This is a genomic window from Prevotella sp. S7 MS 2, assembly GCF_000762865.1.
Classification (GTDB): domain Bacteria; phylum Bacteroidota; class Bacteroidia; order Bacteroidales; family Bacteroidaceae; genus Prevotella.
The window spans coordinates 34,664-50,893 of record NZ_JRPT01000020.1 but is presented as its reverse complement, the minus strand read 5'-3'; the positions used below and the strand labels follow the sequence as shown (position 1 = coordinate 50,893).

The window sequence follows — 16,230 nt, the reverse complement described above, 5'->3', positions numbered from 1 at the left end:
GGTGTATTGTTGTGCTATTCTGTTCCGATGCAGGCGCAACGTAGTTATCAATCCTTAAACGAAAAGTGGCAATTCCGCTTCTCTCATCAGGTACAAAAGGGGAGTGGAACACTGGTTGATCTCCCACATACGTGGAATGCCACAGATGCTTTGAGTGGTAAGCCCGACTATAAACGTGGTATCGGCAACTATACCAAGAAGTTTTTTATTCCTCAAGAGTGGAGTGGCAAGCGCTTGTTCATCCGTTTTGAAGGAGCAAACAGTGTGGCTCACGTCTTTATTAATGGCAAGTTCTTGGGCGAACATCGCGGTGGTTATACGGCCTTTATCTTCGAGTTGACCGATAAGGTTGACTATGGAAAGGATAATACAGTCCTCGTTCGTGTGAACAATGCTGAAGATTTGAGTGTGATGCCACTGGTGGGCGACTTCAACTTCTATGGTGGTATCTATCGTGGAGTGTCGTTGTTGTTGACCGAGAAGACTTGTATCTCGCCTCTAGACCATGCCTCGCCGGGTGTATATCTCCAGCAAGAGCATGTCAGTGCAGCCTCGGCTCATGTCAATGCACGCGTAGTTCTCTCCAATTCAAGCGCTGAAATCAGCAAGGCTCAAGTGCGCTTGACCGTCTCTGATGGTTTGAAAGAGATTTTGAAGGAAACAAAATCGGTGGATATTGCAGCCAAAACCGACTTGCAAACACTCGATATTCCTTTTACTATCAATAAGCCTCGACTATGGAATGGTTGCTCCAATCCATTTATGTATCGGGTCAATATTTCGCTATGGGATGGTCAGCGAAAGATAGATGAAGTAGAACAACCATTAGGCATTCGCAGTTATTATTTTGATGCTAACCAAGGATTCTTCCTCAATGGCAGACATTTGCCTTTACATGGTGTATGCCGTCATCAGGAAAGAGCGGTTGTTGGCAATGCCTTGACTCCTCAGCATATAGAAGAAGATGTGGCTCTTATGCGAGAGATGGGTGTCAATGCTGTGCGCTTAGCTCATTATCCACAGTCTACTTATACCTATGATATGATGGATAAGACCGGCATTTTGGCATGGGCAGAGATACCCTTTGTAGGTCCCGGAGGATATGCCGATAAGGGCTTTGTAGATACCAAAGCTTTTCGAGATAACGGAAAACAGCAGTTGCGTGAGTTGATTCGACAGAACTATAATCATCCTAGTATCTTTGTATGGGGACTGTTCAACGAGTTGAAATATTTTGGTGACAACCCCGTGGAGTATGTGAAAGAGTTGAATATTTTGGCTCATCAAGAAGACCATACACGTCCTACTACCTGTGCGAGCAATCAAGATGGTGACATGAATTTCATCACCGATGTCATGTCGTGGAATCGTTATGATGGCTGGTATGGTTCAACTCCTAAGTCACTAGCCACTTATTTGGACAAGATGCATGCCACCTATCCGAAATTATGTATCGGTATTAGTGAGTATGGAGCAGGTGCAAGCATCCGTCAACAGCAAGATTCGTTGAAGCAACCGATACCTACGAGTATGTGGCATCCGGAGAATTGGCAGACTTATTACCACATGGCTAACTGGGATATTCTCTCTCATCGTCCATTTGTATGGGGTACGTTTGTGTGGAATATGTTTGACTTCGGAGCGGCACATCGTACCGAAGGCGACCGCATAGGTATCAATGATAAAGGATTGGTAACCCACGATCGCAAGACGAAGAAAGATGCTTACTTTTTCTATAAAGCGAATTGGAATCCCGAACCAATGGTTTATATAGCCGGAAAGCGTGCCAAAGAGCGCACTCATCGCCAAACCGAGGTTCTCGTTTTCTCTAATTGCAAGGTGGTAACATTGTCGCTCAATGGCAAGAAAGTGGCTACACAGCGTCCTGATTCCATGAATGTATGCCGGTTCCAGGTGTCATTACAAGATGGACAAAATACGCTTCAGGCTGTTGGAGCAGATAAGAAGATAAAACTATCTGATACTTGTGAATGGATTTTAAATAAATAAACCTATCAATGAAGAATAAGACAAACAAAATATTATGTGGTCTGATGCTTGCACCATACACTTTGTGTGCGGCCGCACAGACCGACAATCGCCCCAATGTAATCTATGTATTTCCCGACCAATTACGTAATTGTGCGCTGAACTTCTGGTCGCAAGAAGGCTTTAGAGACAATGTTAACTTCAAAGCCGACCCCACGCATACACCGCATATCGACCGTTTTGCGCGAGAATCGGTGGTACTCACATCGGCTCAAAGCAATTTCCCTTTGAGTAGTCCGCACCGTGGTAGTCTTTTAACGGGCATGTATCCAAATCGCAGTGGTGTATCGCTCAATTGCAATTCCGACCGTCCGAATAGTTATATTCGCGAGTCGACGACCTGTATAGGCGACGTGTTCAGTAGCAATGGATACGATTGTGCCTATATCGGAAAGCTGCATACCGATCGTCCGGAGAGGAATGATCCAGATCGTCCCGGCCAGTATGTACAAGATGCGAACCCTGTGTGGGATGCCTTTACGCCCGTAGAGCGCCGCCACGGATTCAACTATTGGTATTCTTACGGAACGTTTGACCAGCATAAGAATCCCCATTATTGGGATAATAAAGGCGTGAAACATGAGCCACATGAGTGGTCACCGATACACGAAGCCAAGGTGGCTGCAGCCTATATTCGCAATCAAGCCAATGTAAGAGACACGAAGAAACCTTTCTTTATGATGGTTGCGATGAACCCGCCTCACAGTCCTTATCGCTCAATGGACGACTGTATGCCCGAAGACTATGCACTCTATGCCAACAAACCGATAGATAGTTTGCTCATTCGACCGAATGCAAATCTACATATGGATAAGGTAAAATCGGCAGCATATTACTTTGCTTCGGTGTCGGGCGTAGACCGTGCGTTCGGTATGATACTCGATGCGTTGAAGGAAGCTGGGCTTGATAAGAATACTATTGTCATCTTCTCATCAGACCACGGAGAGACCATGTGTAGTCAGAATACCGACGACCCCAAGAATTCACCGTATACAGAGGCGATGAACATTCCGTTTATCGTGCGTTATCCGGGACATCTCACTCCACGTGTAGACCCATTGTTGATGTCTTCTCCAGATATTATGCCCACAGTATTGGGTTTAGCCGGACTTGGAAAAGATATTCCATCAACGGTTCAAGGGCGCGATTATTCGGATCTGCTCAGTCATGAGAACTTGAAAGCTAAGCGTCCGGATGCAGCTCTCTATATCCAAAATGTGAATGGGGAGAAAGATGCTGCGGGCAAGACAATAGACTATTTCCCATCGGCACGAGGTATCAAGACGGCGCAATATACGCTGGCTATCTTTATAGATAAGAAGTACAGAGTGAAACAAACATTGTTCTTCGACGACCAAAACGACCCTTATCAGCAGCATAATTTGGATGTAAATGCGCATAAAGCTGTTTATAAGAAGTTGTTTAAGCGCATGACGCAGTTATTGAAAGAGGTGGATGATCCTTGGTATTCCAAAGGAATCGTGAAGAAACTCAAGAATAAATAGGGATTATAGAAATTGCGTTTGTAGAATCAAATTGTAGTAACAATAGCCCGGAGGGCTACCCATTCATAGCCGGAGACTGTTGAGCGAAAGCGAAGATAGTCTCCGGCTTGTTTGTGAGTCAAAGTTCCAATCTGATAAGACTGCCCGTGTCTATATTTAATATATGGTATCATCTTGATATGGGGAGTCTTTCAGACTCAGACATGTATTTTGTCCTTTTTCCGGAGGTTTATGCTATCGCTTTAACCACCGGCTATGTATGGGTTGTCCTTCGGACAGATCTTGATTGTAGGGATACACATGTCGGATTCACAAGCAATCGTATTCTTGATACATGATGATGAGTCGATGGTTGAGGCGGAGTGTATAGCCAACAGGAAAAAGCGAGGAAAAGAGATATTAGATGGCAATCGGGCTTTTTGATACCATTGTCTTAGGAGACCGGAAAATAATAAGGGCTGACTCTATATCACATAGAATCAGCCCTCTCAATTGTATACCTAATCTTAAAAAAACGTTGATGACAATTTTATGGTTGCTTACCGATGTAAGCGAGGATGCCACCGTCTACATACAAAATGTGTCCATTGACGAAGTCGCTGGCGTTGGATGCAAGGAAGACAGCGGGACCCATGAGGTCTTCGGGAGTTCCCCAGCGTGCAGCCGGAGTCTTACTGATGATAAAACTATCAAAAGGATGACGGCTTCCATCAGCTTGGCGTTCGCGCAAAGGTGCTGTCTGTTGGGTGGCGATATAGCCCGGACCGATACCGTTGCATTGGATATTGTGCTCTCCGAACTCCGAACAGATATTGCGGGTAAGCATCTTTAATCCGCCTTTGGCAGCTGCGTAAGCCGATACGGTCTCTCGTCCAAGCTCGCTCATCATTGAACAAATATTGATAATCTTGCCTGCACCTTTCTTCTTCATGCCCGGAATGACGGCTTTACTCACGATGAATGGAGCATTGAGATCGATGTCTACCACTTGTCGGAAGTCTTCTACCGACATCTCTTCCATAGGGATGCGCTTGATGATACCGGCATTGTTGACCAATATATCGATGGTTCCTAGCTCATGTTCAACGTTTGCTACGAGTTCACGTACCTGCTTTTCGTCGGTCACGTCGGCGATATATCCTTTTACTTCGATGCCTTTGGCTGCATAATCGGCCAATGCACGGTCTAGATGTTCTTGACTGCGGCAGTTGAAAGCGATCTTAGCTCCTGCCTTATAATATGCTTCAGCAATGGCAAATCCTATTCCGTAGGCTGCTCCTGTAATCAAAGCTACTTTCCCCTCAAGGGAGAAGTTTTTTGAAAATGTGTCCATATAACGATTGATTGTTAGGTTTCAAATTCTGATAAAACATTTATTTCAGGTCGTTCGTCTTGATTACCTGCATGTCGCCATAGTCAAGATTCTCACCAGCCATACCCCAGATGAAGCTGTAATTACTTGTTCCGGCAGCACAGTGGATACTCCATTGCGGAGAAATAACGGCCTGTTCGTTGCTCAGCCACATAGGACGTGTTTCCTGTGGTTCACCCATGAGATGGCAAATCATTTGGTCTTGAGGTACTTGGAAATACAAGTAGGTCTCCATACGGCGCAAGTGTGTGTGGGCAGGCATGGTGTTCCAAACTGATCCGGTCTTCAATTCTGTGAGTCCCATCTGCAACTGGCAGGTGCGAACTCCGGCTACACCGTCGATAATTAATTGATTGATGACACGGTCGTTTGAACCGGCCAAAGAACCGGCTTTGATAATCTTGGCTTCTTTCAACGTCACTTTACGCACGGGATAAGCTGTGTGGGCAGGTGCACTGTTGATATAGAACTTAGCCGGAGAGGCTGCATTCTTAGAAGTGAGGGTTATTTCTTGAGCGCCACGACCGATATATAGTGCCTCTTTGAAGCCTAGCTGATAGGCCTTTCCGTCGACTGTGACGGTACCTTCGCCACCAATATTGATGATACCCATTTCGCGATTGTCGAGGAAGTGTTGCGTGCGGAGTGGGGCGATAGATTCTAGTTTCAGTGGAGTAGCAGTGGGCTCAGCTCCACCAATAAGGAATCTGTCGTACATAGAGTACACCCAGTTCACCTCGCCGGGAGCAAAAACCTTTTGTATAAGGAACTCCTTGCGTAGGCGTTGAGTATCATAATGCTTGGCATCTTCTGGATGATTGGCATATCTTACCTCATAGTGGGTATAGCTATTTTGCGCCATCAGGGTGATAGCCATGAAAGCGAACGAGAGTAATAGGAATGTTTTCTTCATAATTTTATAATTGATTAATTGGATTTACTGACTGATTCTTTCTCTTCTTGTAGGATTCTACGTCTGTTGATAAACATCAAAACGACAGCAATAATAACTAATATTGCTGCCCCGATATAGGCTGTATGGCATGTAAGTTTGTAGATACACCAGCCAAATAGCGAAGAAGCGAAGTCGAGAGCACCGCCTGCAAAGCCTTCTGGAATTTTGGCTGCGGCATCTTGTGTGGCAGCATATACGGCATTGGCTGCGATGGTGAAGTCGGGTGCCATGTCGGTAACGAAGTATAGACCGACGGTGAGTGCCACCAAACCAATGATGAATGTTTTGACAACATTACCTTTAGTAATAGGTAGAACCATTGGGAATAAGTAGAACATACCGGCTAATGACGCCAAGGGAAGGAATTGATTGCCGGGTAAAATGACTGCGAGGAAGAGTACGGTAGGGATGAGGAGCAAGCTTACAACGAGGGTTGTGGGATGTCCGATGACCAATGCCGGACTCATACCGATATTTACTTGTCTGCCGTTGAACTTCTTTTCTACGAGCGTTTTGGTTTTCTCAGAGATAGGTAAGAGACCATCTATGAACAAGCGAGTGATGCGTGGAATCAACTCCATTACCGCTCCCATGATGATACCTAGTGTGAGGATGCCTTTTACATCGGATTGTGCGAGGTAGCCGATGAGTACTCCGACGATGACTCCGAGTACAAGTGGTTCTCCCAACACACCAAACTTCTTCTTCAATCCCTCGGCATCAATGTCGAGGCGGCTGAATCCCGGTATCTTGTCTAAGAGTTTGTTGATAACCAATGCAAAGGGTACAAAACTCTGACAGAAAGGTTGTGGGATGGAGATACCATCGAGATTGCCATAATACTTTTGGAAGTTATTGGCTGTCAAATCTGCCATAACCATGGTGATGATATAGCAGATGATGGCGGCAAAGTAGCCCCACAACAAGCTCTCGCCCATGACAAAGTAGACCACAGCACCAATAAATGCAAAGTGCCAATAGTTCCAAAGGTCGATATTAACGGTACGGGTGGTCTTAGTGAGTAGCATTAAGAGATTAACGCCTAGGCATACAGGGATGACGAGAGCTCCCACTGCGGTGTTGTAAGCCACGCTGGCTGCTGCCGGCCAACCCATATCGAAGACACCTAACTGGAGGTTGTAGATACTGGCAATCGATTTCAATGGAACGTCGAAATTACTGGTGAGCAGTCCGGTAACGATACCAAGACCAACAAATCCGACTCCCACATAGAGGCCGGATTGTAGAGATTTTCCCGGACGCAAACCGATACAGATGCCTATAATCGTGAAAAGAATAGGCATCATGACGCTTGCGCCAAGGCTGATGATGTAGCTGGAAATTTGTTCGAGAATCATATTGATGATACTTAATAATTATTTTTTAATGACTTTCTTGCCGTATTGTATATATACACCTTGAGGAAGTTTATTTAAATCTGTTCCAACAAACTGTCCATTTAGATTGTAGATATTTTCCGGTCGACCAATTACGGAAGTGCGTAATTGGCTGATGTCGGTTGTAGGTTTCTTGACTTCAACGCTCAACAAAATACTGGTCTTTCCTATAGAGCCAATTAAAACGTTACCATTAACTTTGGAAACACCCTTGTTGAGGACATTATTAGGTTCTATAGTAGATTCAAAACCACTTAAAATCGTAAGGTTTTCTGATGTTAGTCCACGACCATCTTTACCACCGGGACGGCTTACGACGATGACAGTATCGCCCACTGCGACGTTTGGAATAACGAAGAATGCACCTGCCATTTGTGGGTAAATGCCGTAGCCTTTTTTCCCTTTGTAAATACGGAAAGCTTTGTTATTATTTCCTTGGAAGCGTCTACTACCCTCATTTGCAAATCCAAATTTCAATCCTTTAGTCATTTCGAGTTCTACACCGTTAGCTTCGACAGTGCTAGAATATTTGGCTGCAGAATCTGCTACATTGAAGAATGGACTATAGTCTTTACCCTTTTTTGAATAGCGGCCTACGTATATGCCTTTTCCACTAGTGCTTGTGTTATAATAATAGGGATCGGAAAATGACCAATCTGCAGTGAGGTTCGCTTCATCATTTGCTGATAATGTGAGAAAATCCCATTTCTGTTGAGCCATGCTGGTCATACAGATGGATAACAATGTTAGTGTTAACAGGTAGATTTTTTTCATAAGATAGATATATTAAAGATTTGTATAATTGTCATTCATTGTATCAATAAGGTATGATTTATTATTGAGTAATGGTGAAATTATATTTTCCTTTATTCGTAACCGTTTTTGCTTTGAGTGTCACTCTAAATATTTCGTTGCCCCAAACATTAGAGAGTCGCTTGTCGGTAAGGGTAACGGTCTCTATTGATGGGCTGAAAATATTGGCATCATAATGCAGAAAAGCCTTTTGTCCTTTGACAGAAACACTTACGATACCGGCTTTAGAAATGTTTACCTGTCCCCATGTCATGAAGTTGATTTCATTAGCTACGGTTGCATTTGACAGCTCAAAAGCATCGGTGATGATTACTTTATCCTTCAGAAGTTTATACGTGCGGTTCCAAGTTTTAACGCCTGCTGTAGCTGGATAAGCTTTAGCAATATCTATATTGAACTGCATTTGTTTGGCATTGAAGACTGTGTTTGTTGCTTTGTATTGAGTGCCATCATGTTGAGGAACACCATTAATCAATGGGAGATTATGGTAGTTGCTCTGCATAGTCCATATGTTATAACGCTCGCTACTGAAAGTCTGTTTGGTATAGGTACCCACTCCGGCGTCAATAAAAATTGGAGTAGAGTTGATATAGAAAGAGAATGTACCTACATCATTGTGGTTATGACTCTCGTTGTTAAAGCCACCTTTCATGGCAAGGAACATCTTGTTCTTGTTTGTTAGGTAGCAAAATTCGGTTTCGGGATACCACGTATAGGCTGGATGGTTGAGTGTTCCCTCAGTAGCTTTCAACTCTTCCTTGATGGAAAGTGTAGCCAACATGCGGTAAACATCGGTGCCAGAAGAAAGGTAGCGACCTTGTTCTTCGGTCTTTGTGCTCTTCTTATCAAGGTAAGCTGCGAACTTTTCCATGAGCTGGCTGCCTACACCTTTACCATAGCGGAAGACTGTTGGAATGTAAGCTAAGTCGGCTTTGGCTGATGCATCGGCAAAGTTGACGACATAATTATTACCTACGTAGCTTCGAACGATATACTCGCCCATGTTACGCACCATTGGTTCGTGCGTCACATCTAGCTTTCCACCGGTACTCATACGGAGTAGTTCGATGTAATCAAAGAACTTTCCGGAAGCATGCCCCCAATAAGATGGGCCTTCTTCACAGGCTCCGTCTTGTTTGATATAGTTGAGAAATTTGTCTACAGACTCTATTGTTAAGTATACAGCATTGGCCAGTTTGTCACGGTCGTTTTCTATTAACATGTAGCTTTGGAGCACATTGAAGTTGCACCAAGGGGTCCAATTGTTGAGTAGGCTTCCTTTCTTATAATTACGAGCCATCCACCATAAGTCGTTATTGTGGATGAATGGAAGCAATTGGCGTTGTATAATCTCATACTTCAAGCGTGGTGCTATCGTCTTATCCACCTTATCAAACTCGCTGTGGAAGAAGTGATAAATCCACGACATCATGGCTCCTACCTCGCCGCTACCAAGGTCTATAATTTCTTCATCGATGGATGGAAGAGGAGAATGTGACTTTTGTAGACTGCTCAAATGGGCTGAAAGTACCCACGAAGCCCGTTCGCAGGTGAAGTATACACCATTGATGAGTTGGGGTATGAAGCGACCTTTGCCCTCAGCAAGTTCTGCTATCATCAAAGCGGAGATAGCTGAGTTATTGCTAGTGTTTGGTTCTTGCATAGAGCTACGGTTGCCTGTCTTGCTGTATTCTAGGTAATCGGTTGCCTTTATAACTCTCCATTCATAATTGAGATAGCGTTTGCCGCGCTTGATGGCAGCCTCTTTGGATGCACCGAAGAGTTTATCCCATCCTGCTCTATCACTATAAGTTGGATAAGGAACCCACTTTTGGTTCATTACAAGTGCTTCTTTCAATGCTTCTTTAGAGATTTGACGCTCTAGCAAATTCCTTTCTGTATAAGCTTTGCTTGATATACTACAGAGTAGCATCAAGGTAAGAAGCGAATATTTAATAATATTTTTCATGTCAGTTCTTGATTGTTAGAATCATGTATTTATGTAATGCTACACGATTATTAGTGAATTAAGGTCTTCTTTCCATTGATGATATAGATACCCTGTGGTAGTTGTTTGGCATCTACATTCAGTTTTTCTCCCTTCAGTGTGTAGATACCTTTATTCAACTCTTCGGTTGGTCTGAATATTTGAGGTGTCTCTATACCAGTGGTGATTTGTTTCATCCATACGTTGTCTTTACCTAGACGGCGCTCCAATTGAGCTAAGTATAGCGAGCGAGGATTAACAGCTGTGCCATAGCTTTCGTTACATTTCATTTGGTCTTCAGCAAAGGTGATAAGATGTCCATGGAATCCAACGACCATTGGAGGCATCACTTTGACCCATACGTTACCTTTATTCCACCAATTAAAGATACTGAAATCCTTGGTCTGAGTTTCCTTTGATTCAAAGTTCCAAATCACTAAATCGTCTAAGTGATTAGGCAATTGGTTCTTATCTCCTCCCATTCTTCTAGGCATAAATCCACCTTTACATACATCAATAAGGGTAGCGCGAGGCTGTGTGGCATGGCTTTCAAAGCAAGCATCTTTACCCCAATCGCAGTTCCAAATTACACATCCAATGCTTTGTTTAGATACGCCGCATGCATGATATTGACCTAAACCATCGTAATGCGTCTGATAATCTTGCTCTACATAATAACCATCAGAGTGGTCATATACGTTTCCTATGAATGCACGTGTACTGTTTTGTGCGCGTACCGCAGAGTGTCCACGATTACCGGAAATCTCAATCTCGTAAGCACTTGTATTGGCACATTGTTCAAAAGTGAGTGCTTCGCTGACACTCTCAAATCTAACTCGTCTTACCCAAGAATCTGTCAAGCGCATCAAATTAAGGGGTTTATAGGCTCCATCGTCCTCCCAAGAGCCATGATGTTTAAACTTATCACGAGCATGTCCAATGAATGTAAGATCCTCAATACCCACTTCTTCATAATGTGGATATTCTTGTAATATCCATCCCCAATTTTCTTTTACCTCGTGCATAATGGGTTCTTTGAACGTTACAACATTGCCGTTGACAGATTCAACAACATGGTATTCATTTACTTGAACACCTATATCGATAAGGTTTTTCATTGAAGGCTCACGCTGGCAGGGATGTAATTCCTCATCAATGACATCATCATTATTATTCACAAGTTTGAGCCAGACCCATTGATTAGGCTTTATTTGACTTACATCGTCTAGAGTAATCGAATGTGACCCTTTCTTTGAATCAGCTATAACATCACCGTATTTAATAATGTCATTATCTTTTTTACCATTGTTTTTTACCTGCAACATCATTTTAGAACTATACATGACTTTTTCGTTTTCAGGTAAATTTGGATCTTTCATCTCAATGAAAGTTTGATCCTTACCATCTCCTCGGATAACAAAACCGCCCATATTTATTATAATAGGTTTGGAATGCATCTTACCAACTTTCTTAAAGTTATCATCTTTATCATGCAGTATATAATGTCCTTTAGGAAAGTAGATGATAACTTTAGCTAGATTTTTTTTCCCAAGTTTCTTGATAAGTGCTTCAAAAGCTGTGCGATCCGACTTCCCATCATCGGGTATTAATCCCTCTTTGGTGACGTCATATTCTGTATATCCTTGGGCTTTGAGTTCTGCAATTGTAGGAGGAACTTTCTCTCCACGTTTATAGCCAGCATAAGAATAGTCCAAGATAGCACTACTTGTAGGATTGGCTTTGAATTCAGTCCAATAGTGATTGTCGTCTTGTGCATAAGCACTAAGCGACAGCCCTAATCCGATAAAGATAGATATATGGTGTTTCAATGAATGGTAATGCATATTGAATAGATTATAAGTTAATGCTTCATGTTATTGCTTGTAGCTTCTACTTTTCTGCTTAATGCTTCCAAGAAGTAGTAATCAGCATAGTTCAAAGGCACATCGATTTCGTTGTTATGAGGTATACTACCAACAGAATGCATCAGTAAGAAGCATCCATTTGCTCCTATGGCAGAGCGATAAGCCGGTGTAGAAAGGCTTTTCATCATCTTATCGGCAATCTTGGCATACCCTTTGTTAGGTGCATATTGCTCCATCTCGTAAAGAGCTGAAGCTATACAAGCGGCTGCAGAGACATCTCTCGGTTCGTTAGGAATCTCCGGAGCATTATAATCCCAGTATGGAATCAAGTCTTTCGGCATGTGCTTATCGTGCAGAACGAAGTTGAGTGTACGCTCTGCCAAGTCGAGATAACGACTGTCTTTGGTGTATCGATAGCAAACGGTGAAACCATAAATGGCCCATGCCTGTCCGCGAGCCCATGCTGATTCGTCGGCATATCCTTGTGCGGTTACACGACGACGCACCTTTCCCGTAGCATCATCATAGTCAACGACATGGTAGCAACTCGCATTCTTACGGAAGTGATTTTTCAATGTTGTATTGGCGTGAGATACGGCAATATTCCAAAAAGTAGAGTCTCCAGATAGTTTGGTAGCTTCGAATAGGAGTTCCAAATTCATCATGTTGTCGATGATGACAGGGCATTTCCAACCGCGTTGTGACTGCCATCCGCGGTCTGTATTCCATGATTGAATGACGCCGGCTTTAGGTCTGAATCTAGTACAAAGCGACTTTGCTGTTTGTACTATGACATCTTTATATTCCTTATGGCCTCCGAGGCGATAGCCATTGAGATAACTTGACCCGATCATGAAGCCCACATCGTGGTGCCATGTCAGATATTTGATGGAGTCAAGGATGAGTGTATACTGTTCTGCGTGGTTCTTCCAACTTGTTTTGTTGGTAAGATTGTACAGATACCACATACATCCTGCTGGGAATCCGGAGCACCAATCGTCGGTAGGAATATACACGACTTGCTGCTTAGAGTAATTATATGTCTTTGGTAGAGCGAGTGGTTGAACCTTTGAAATGTTGTCTACCATGAGTCCATATTGCTTGTCGGCAAATTGAATGTCTTTTTTAATCCACGTGTTATTTGCCTCTCTTGAGAAGACAGAGAGGGAAAAGAAGACTGTTAGTCCAAGTGATAGTAATTTTTGCATGGTTGATTAACTATTTATTGTTTGATGAATTCTAAATCATAGCTTGCACCATCTTGCGTTTCAATAAGAATCGTTGTAGTGTTTTGCTGTATCGTTGTTTTAACTTTGTTCAAAGGTTTTTGAAGTGCCCATTTTCCATTGATGGTTAGTGTTACAGGCACTATTTGGCTTTTGTTTTTTGGCCATGAACGCGAATAGACACTACGTTCTATCCATTTTCCATGTTCATCATATTGCTCATCGCTCTTGCCACGATATAAAGCCAAGTCGGGTTGTGCGATGGTAAGGGTCAGTTGACTAGGCTTTTGAGTGTTGGTCATGAGCAAACATGGGGTGTCAACACTGCGAACCAAGTCTCCCGGAAGTGGGGTCGTAGTCGCTTTCCAAATGACATATGAGTCTGTATGCTGTGCTTTAGAACGAACAATATGGGCAATACTATCTTGCTTCAGCATCTCATAAGTGGGCGCTTTGGCAAAGGTCTCTAGCTTTTGGGGTGTCGTGTTTGGCAATATCACATATTGGTATTGTGCATTCTGTGGTGCCATGCCATGCTCAATAACGAGTGATACCCAGTCGCCTTTCGTCTCCTCGTCTGTATCTTCTGTGCGTGATAGCTGTGGAAAATTCTTTCGTAGGCTTACACTGTTGGGGCAATAGTAGCCTGTTGACAAAGCATCAAGATAAGTATGGCCTGCTGTAGAGACTTGATTCCAATAGTCATGTTGGGCAGCTGTAGTTGCCACTTGCTGAAATATAGTGGTCTCTGTTGGATATTCCGCAACCTTATTCTTGATATTTGACCCTACACAGACTATCATTCCGTCAATAAAGTGGAAAGATTTATGAGCCCACAATGTACCATTATACTTCTCATTCTCATGTAGTATCATCCCAAAGTTACCATTTCGCCCTTGTTGTGAGAGTCCGCCTGCGAAGCTTTGGTCGGATAGTAACATCTCTTCTAAGCCTGAGAATCTATCTACATTGTATATTTTGGCTTTCAATAAGTCTAGTGGTAAGATAGTAGTCGTAGTTCCGGGAATATGCGCCCAGTCGAATCCCGCTTCTTGCCAACCACTTGTTGTTGGAGTCACATCGCCTTCTTTACTTGTCAATAGTTGTAGGCTTCCATGCGCCAAATAGCGTCCATAAAGATTCTCTTTGTTGTAATGTTCGGCTGCCCAAAGGTATCTTGAATGGCCTACAGCTACAGCCGCCCATTCTCCTCTGCGATGGATGGAAGCACAAGCGTATGGCATCGACCAGTTGCCTTGTGGAGCTTGTTCTGCTTTGAAGCCTTTAGCTTGAAGTGTTTTCCATATTTGCTTTTCTAAATATGATTTTTTGGGCTGAGTTAATCTCAGATAGGCAGCAGCCATAGTCGTGTCTATTTTTTCGTCGTTCTCAGGATTTCCAACCATTGCCATAAGGGCATAGTGTTCCGGAATCAACTCTCCCAATCCGTCAGGATGGCGACCAGACATGGTTAAAGGAAAGTGACGCTTATTGCAATAGAATCGCATGGCCAGTAGGGCTTGGCATACGGTGCGATGTGCTTCTGCCCCCATTTTGAACGAGGTTTGTTTCAATATGTAGGCCATTTGAGTAATTCCACTCAATCCACCGATAGCGTATGCGGGATAATGGTGGCAGTGGTGATAGGCACTTCCATCTACTTTAAACGCATCTCTTAATCCGTCTGCCGGCAGACAACCATTGCTCAACCAACTACTGAAGGCCTGTAGACGCCCTACTTTCTCCGGACAGTCTTCCATCATCAGTATGCTTGCCATGCAACCAATGGCTTCTGTATTAAATGTATCCATGTCCGAACCGGGGGCTGTAGGTATGTCATAGAGCGAATTGGTCTGTGCATACCATAGCAAGGTTTGCTCGGCTTCATGCGAACGGCCACTTTCTCTGAGTACACCTCTCATGAGATAATAGGCCGGGAACATTTGTCGTAGGCTGTAACCATAATGATGGATGTTTCCCCAACAACTACCATACACAACTCCTTGGTCAGTAATATGGTCGTACATATTGAGGAACATGCCTTTTAATTCGTCTTTTTGTTCTGCTGAAGTGGCATGATGGTAAGCTGTTGCAATCTGATTCATCAACTTGAAATAGTTTCCCATCTCTACTCCGGCTTTGATGAATAGGTTTTTATCCCATTGGGGGAGCAAGCGCTCGTAGGCTTCCGAGTGGCGTACAAAGTAGATAGGTGTACCTACTATATGACCGTTTCTGCGTTCAATGTGGTATTTCTCATATTGTTTCCGCATATGCTCCATAGACTTGGAAGATAGTTTTCCGGGACTGTAGATAATATCCAAGAAACGTTTTTCCATCATTCTAATGTCATTCACTTGCGATGAGGTGAGTGTTGAAAATGATGTTTGAGGCTTTTTGAGAGAGTTATTGTATATCTGTAACCAATGGTTTTTCGTATCCTTATTGACAAAAGGTACTTGTATGTCGGCAGTTTGCTGACGAGCATCTACCTTGGTTGCCAATATCATGTGATCGAAATATAAGTCGCCGGCAGTCTTTGGAGCTTCTACACGTAGTTCGTTCATCCCTATTTGAGGAGTTCCTTCCATATCGCGTTCGTAGCATACCCATACACCACGCCATCCCTTAAAATTGATGTTCATAGGAAAAGAACAACATGACTTACCATCTTTCAGAAATGAAAAGCGAATCAGTGTATTCTGTGGTTTCTCATTATAAACCCATACAATGAATGCCGAGAGGTAGGTGTCTTTGCCGGTTACGTCCTTAGGTTGAAACTCGATATTCTTTGAGAGGCTCAGTACACCATTCGCTTTAAACTTCCAGTGCATGGAGTTAGCACCATGCTTGAAGTGGTTAGATGAAATTTCGACCTTTGATTTTGAGGTTTGAATATCACTTAAGTCTTTCTTGTTCTCAAACGACAATAATTGTCTCACCTCCACATCCTTTGCCATAGACGGGGTGGAATTGATAATGAATGCCAACAAGATAATTAGACTCCGAATCATAACAGAATGATATTTTGATACGATTATTTGATAGTGGTAGGTTACCA

Annotated in this window: 10 protein-coding genes; 2 read left to right on the top strand and 8 right to left on the bottom strand. The window is 43.2% G+C overall.

Features of this window, described 5'->3' with window-relative positions:
- Positions 1–27: 27 nt before the first annotated feature.
- Entirely contained in the window at positions 28–2,010 is a 1,983-nt protein-coding gene (locus tag HMPREF0671_RS04780) for a glycoside hydrolase family 2 TIM barrel-domain containing protein (protein WP_232223166.1), read from the top strand.
- A gap of 8 nt (positions 2,011–2,018) precedes the next feature.
- Positions 2,019–3,554, top strand: coding sequence for a sulfatase (locus HMPREF0671_RS04775; RefSeq protein WP_036897330.1), 1,536 nt, complete (start codon positions 2,019–2,021; stop codon positions 3,552–3,554).
- Between the two features lie 529 nt (positions 3,555–4,083).
- On the opposite strand, the gene HMPREF0671_RS04770 is transcribed toward HMPREF0671_RS04775, so the two are convergent.
- The 8 genes from HMPREF0671_RS04770 to HMPREF0671_RS04735 all read right to left on the bottom strand — a co-directional run bounded on the left by HMPREF0671_RS04770 (position 4,084) and on the right by HMPREF0671_RS04735 (position 16,183).
- Positions 4,084–4,887 carry a gluconate 5-dehydrogenase gene (locus tag HMPREF0671_RS04770; protein WP_036897328.1) on the bottom strand — a complete coding sequence of 268 codons (804 nt, stop codon included), beginning with the start codon at positions 4,885–4,887 and terminating at the stop codon, positions 4,084–4,086.
- 40 nt (positions 4,888–4,927) lie between these two features.
- On the bottom strand, positions 4,928–5,839 hold the full coding sequence (gene kduI / locus HMPREF0671_RS04765) for a 5-dehydro-4-deoxy-D-glucuronate isomerase (protein WP_036897324.1): 912 nt from the start codon (positions 5,837–5,839) through the stop codon (positions 4,928–4,930).
- Positions 5,840–5,853: 14 nt separating this feature from the next.
- Positions 5,854–7,239: a PTS galactitol transporter subunit IIC gene (locus HMPREF0671_RS04760; RefSeq protein WP_036897322.1), complete on the bottom strand. Its 1,386-nt coding sequence runs from the start codon at positions 7,237–7,239 to the stop codon at positions 5,854–5,856.
- Between the two features lie 18 nt (positions 7,240–7,257).
- A complete protein-coding gene (locus HMPREF0671_RS04755) occupies positions 7,258–8,052 on the bottom strand; it encodes a hypothetical protein (protein ID WP_156958363.1) in 795 nt (264 codons plus the stop codon).
- A gap of 61 nt (positions 8,053–8,113) precedes the next feature.
- A complete protein-coding gene (locus HMPREF0671_RS04750; RefSeq protein WP_036897317.1) occupies positions 8,114–10,060 on the bottom strand; it encodes a heparinase II/III family protein in 1,947 nt (648 codons plus the stop codon).
- A 50-nt stretch (positions 10,061–10,110) separates the two neighbouring features.
- Positions 10,111–11,922 carry a DUF4955 domain-containing protein gene (locus tag HMPREF0671_RS04745; protein ID WP_036897315.1) on the bottom strand — a complete coding sequence of 604 codons (1,812 nt, stop codon included), beginning with the start codon at positions 11,920–11,922 and terminating at the stop codon, positions 10,111–10,113.
- 17 nt (positions 11,923–11,939) lie between these two features.
- Positions 11,940–13,151 carry a glycoside hydrolase family 88 protein gene (locus HMPREF0671_RS04740; RefSeq protein WP_036897313.1) on the bottom strand — a complete coding sequence of 404 codons (1,212 nt, stop codon included), beginning with the start codon at positions 13,149–13,151 and terminating at the stop codon, positions 11,940–11,942.
- A 14-nt stretch (positions 13,152–13,165) separates the two neighbouring features.
- Positions 13,166–16,183 (bottom strand): chondroitinase family polysaccharide lyase, encoded by a 3,018-nt coding sequence (locus HMPREF0671_RS04735; protein ID WP_036897310.1) that lies wholly within the window; start codon positions 16,181–16,183, stop codon positions 13,166–13,168.
- Positions 16,184–16,230 lie beyond the last annotated feature (47 nt).

Bases quoted from the DNA above. Each gene is read 5' to 3' on its own strand.
- HMPREF0671_RS04780 (WP_232223166.1), top strand. From the start codon at position 28: ATGCAGGCGCAACGTAGTTATCAATCCTTAAACGAAAAGTGGCAATTC.
- HMPREF0671_RS04775 (WP_036897330.1), top strand. From the start codon at position 2,019: ATGAAGAATAAGACAAACAAAATATTATGTGGTCTGATGCTTGCACCA.
- HMPREF0671_RS04770 (WP_036897328.1), bottom strand. From the start codon at position 4,887: ATGGACACATTTTCAAAAAACTTCTCCCTTGAGGGGAAAGTAGCTTTG.
- kduI (WP_036897324.1), bottom strand. From the start codon at position 5,839: ATGAAGAAAACATTCCTATTACTCTCGTTCGCTTTCATGGCTATCACC.
- HMPREF0671_RS04760 (WP_036897322.1), bottom strand. From the start codon at position 7,239: ATGATTCTCGAACAAATTTCCAGCTACATCATCAGCCTTGGCGCAAGC.
- HMPREF0671_RS04755 (WP_156958363.1), bottom strand. From the start codon at position 8,052: ATGAAAAAAATCTACCTGTTAACACTAACATTGTTATCCATCTGTATG.
- HMPREF0671_RS04750 (WP_036897317.1), bottom strand. From the start codon at position 10,060: ATGAAAAATATTATTAAATATTCGCTTCTTACCTTGATGCTACTCTGT.
- HMPREF0671_RS04745 (WP_036897315.1), bottom strand. From the start codon at position 11,922: ATGCATTACCATTCATTGAAACACCATATATCTATCTTTATCGGATTA.
- HMPREF0671_RS04740 (WP_036897313.1), bottom strand. From the start codon at position 13,151: ATGCAAAAATTACTATCACTTGGACTAACAGTCTTCTTTTCCCTCTCT.
- HMPREF0671_RS04735 (WP_036897310.1), bottom strand. From the start codon at position 16,183: ATGATTCGGAGTCTAATTATCTTGTTGGCATTCATTATCAATTCCACC.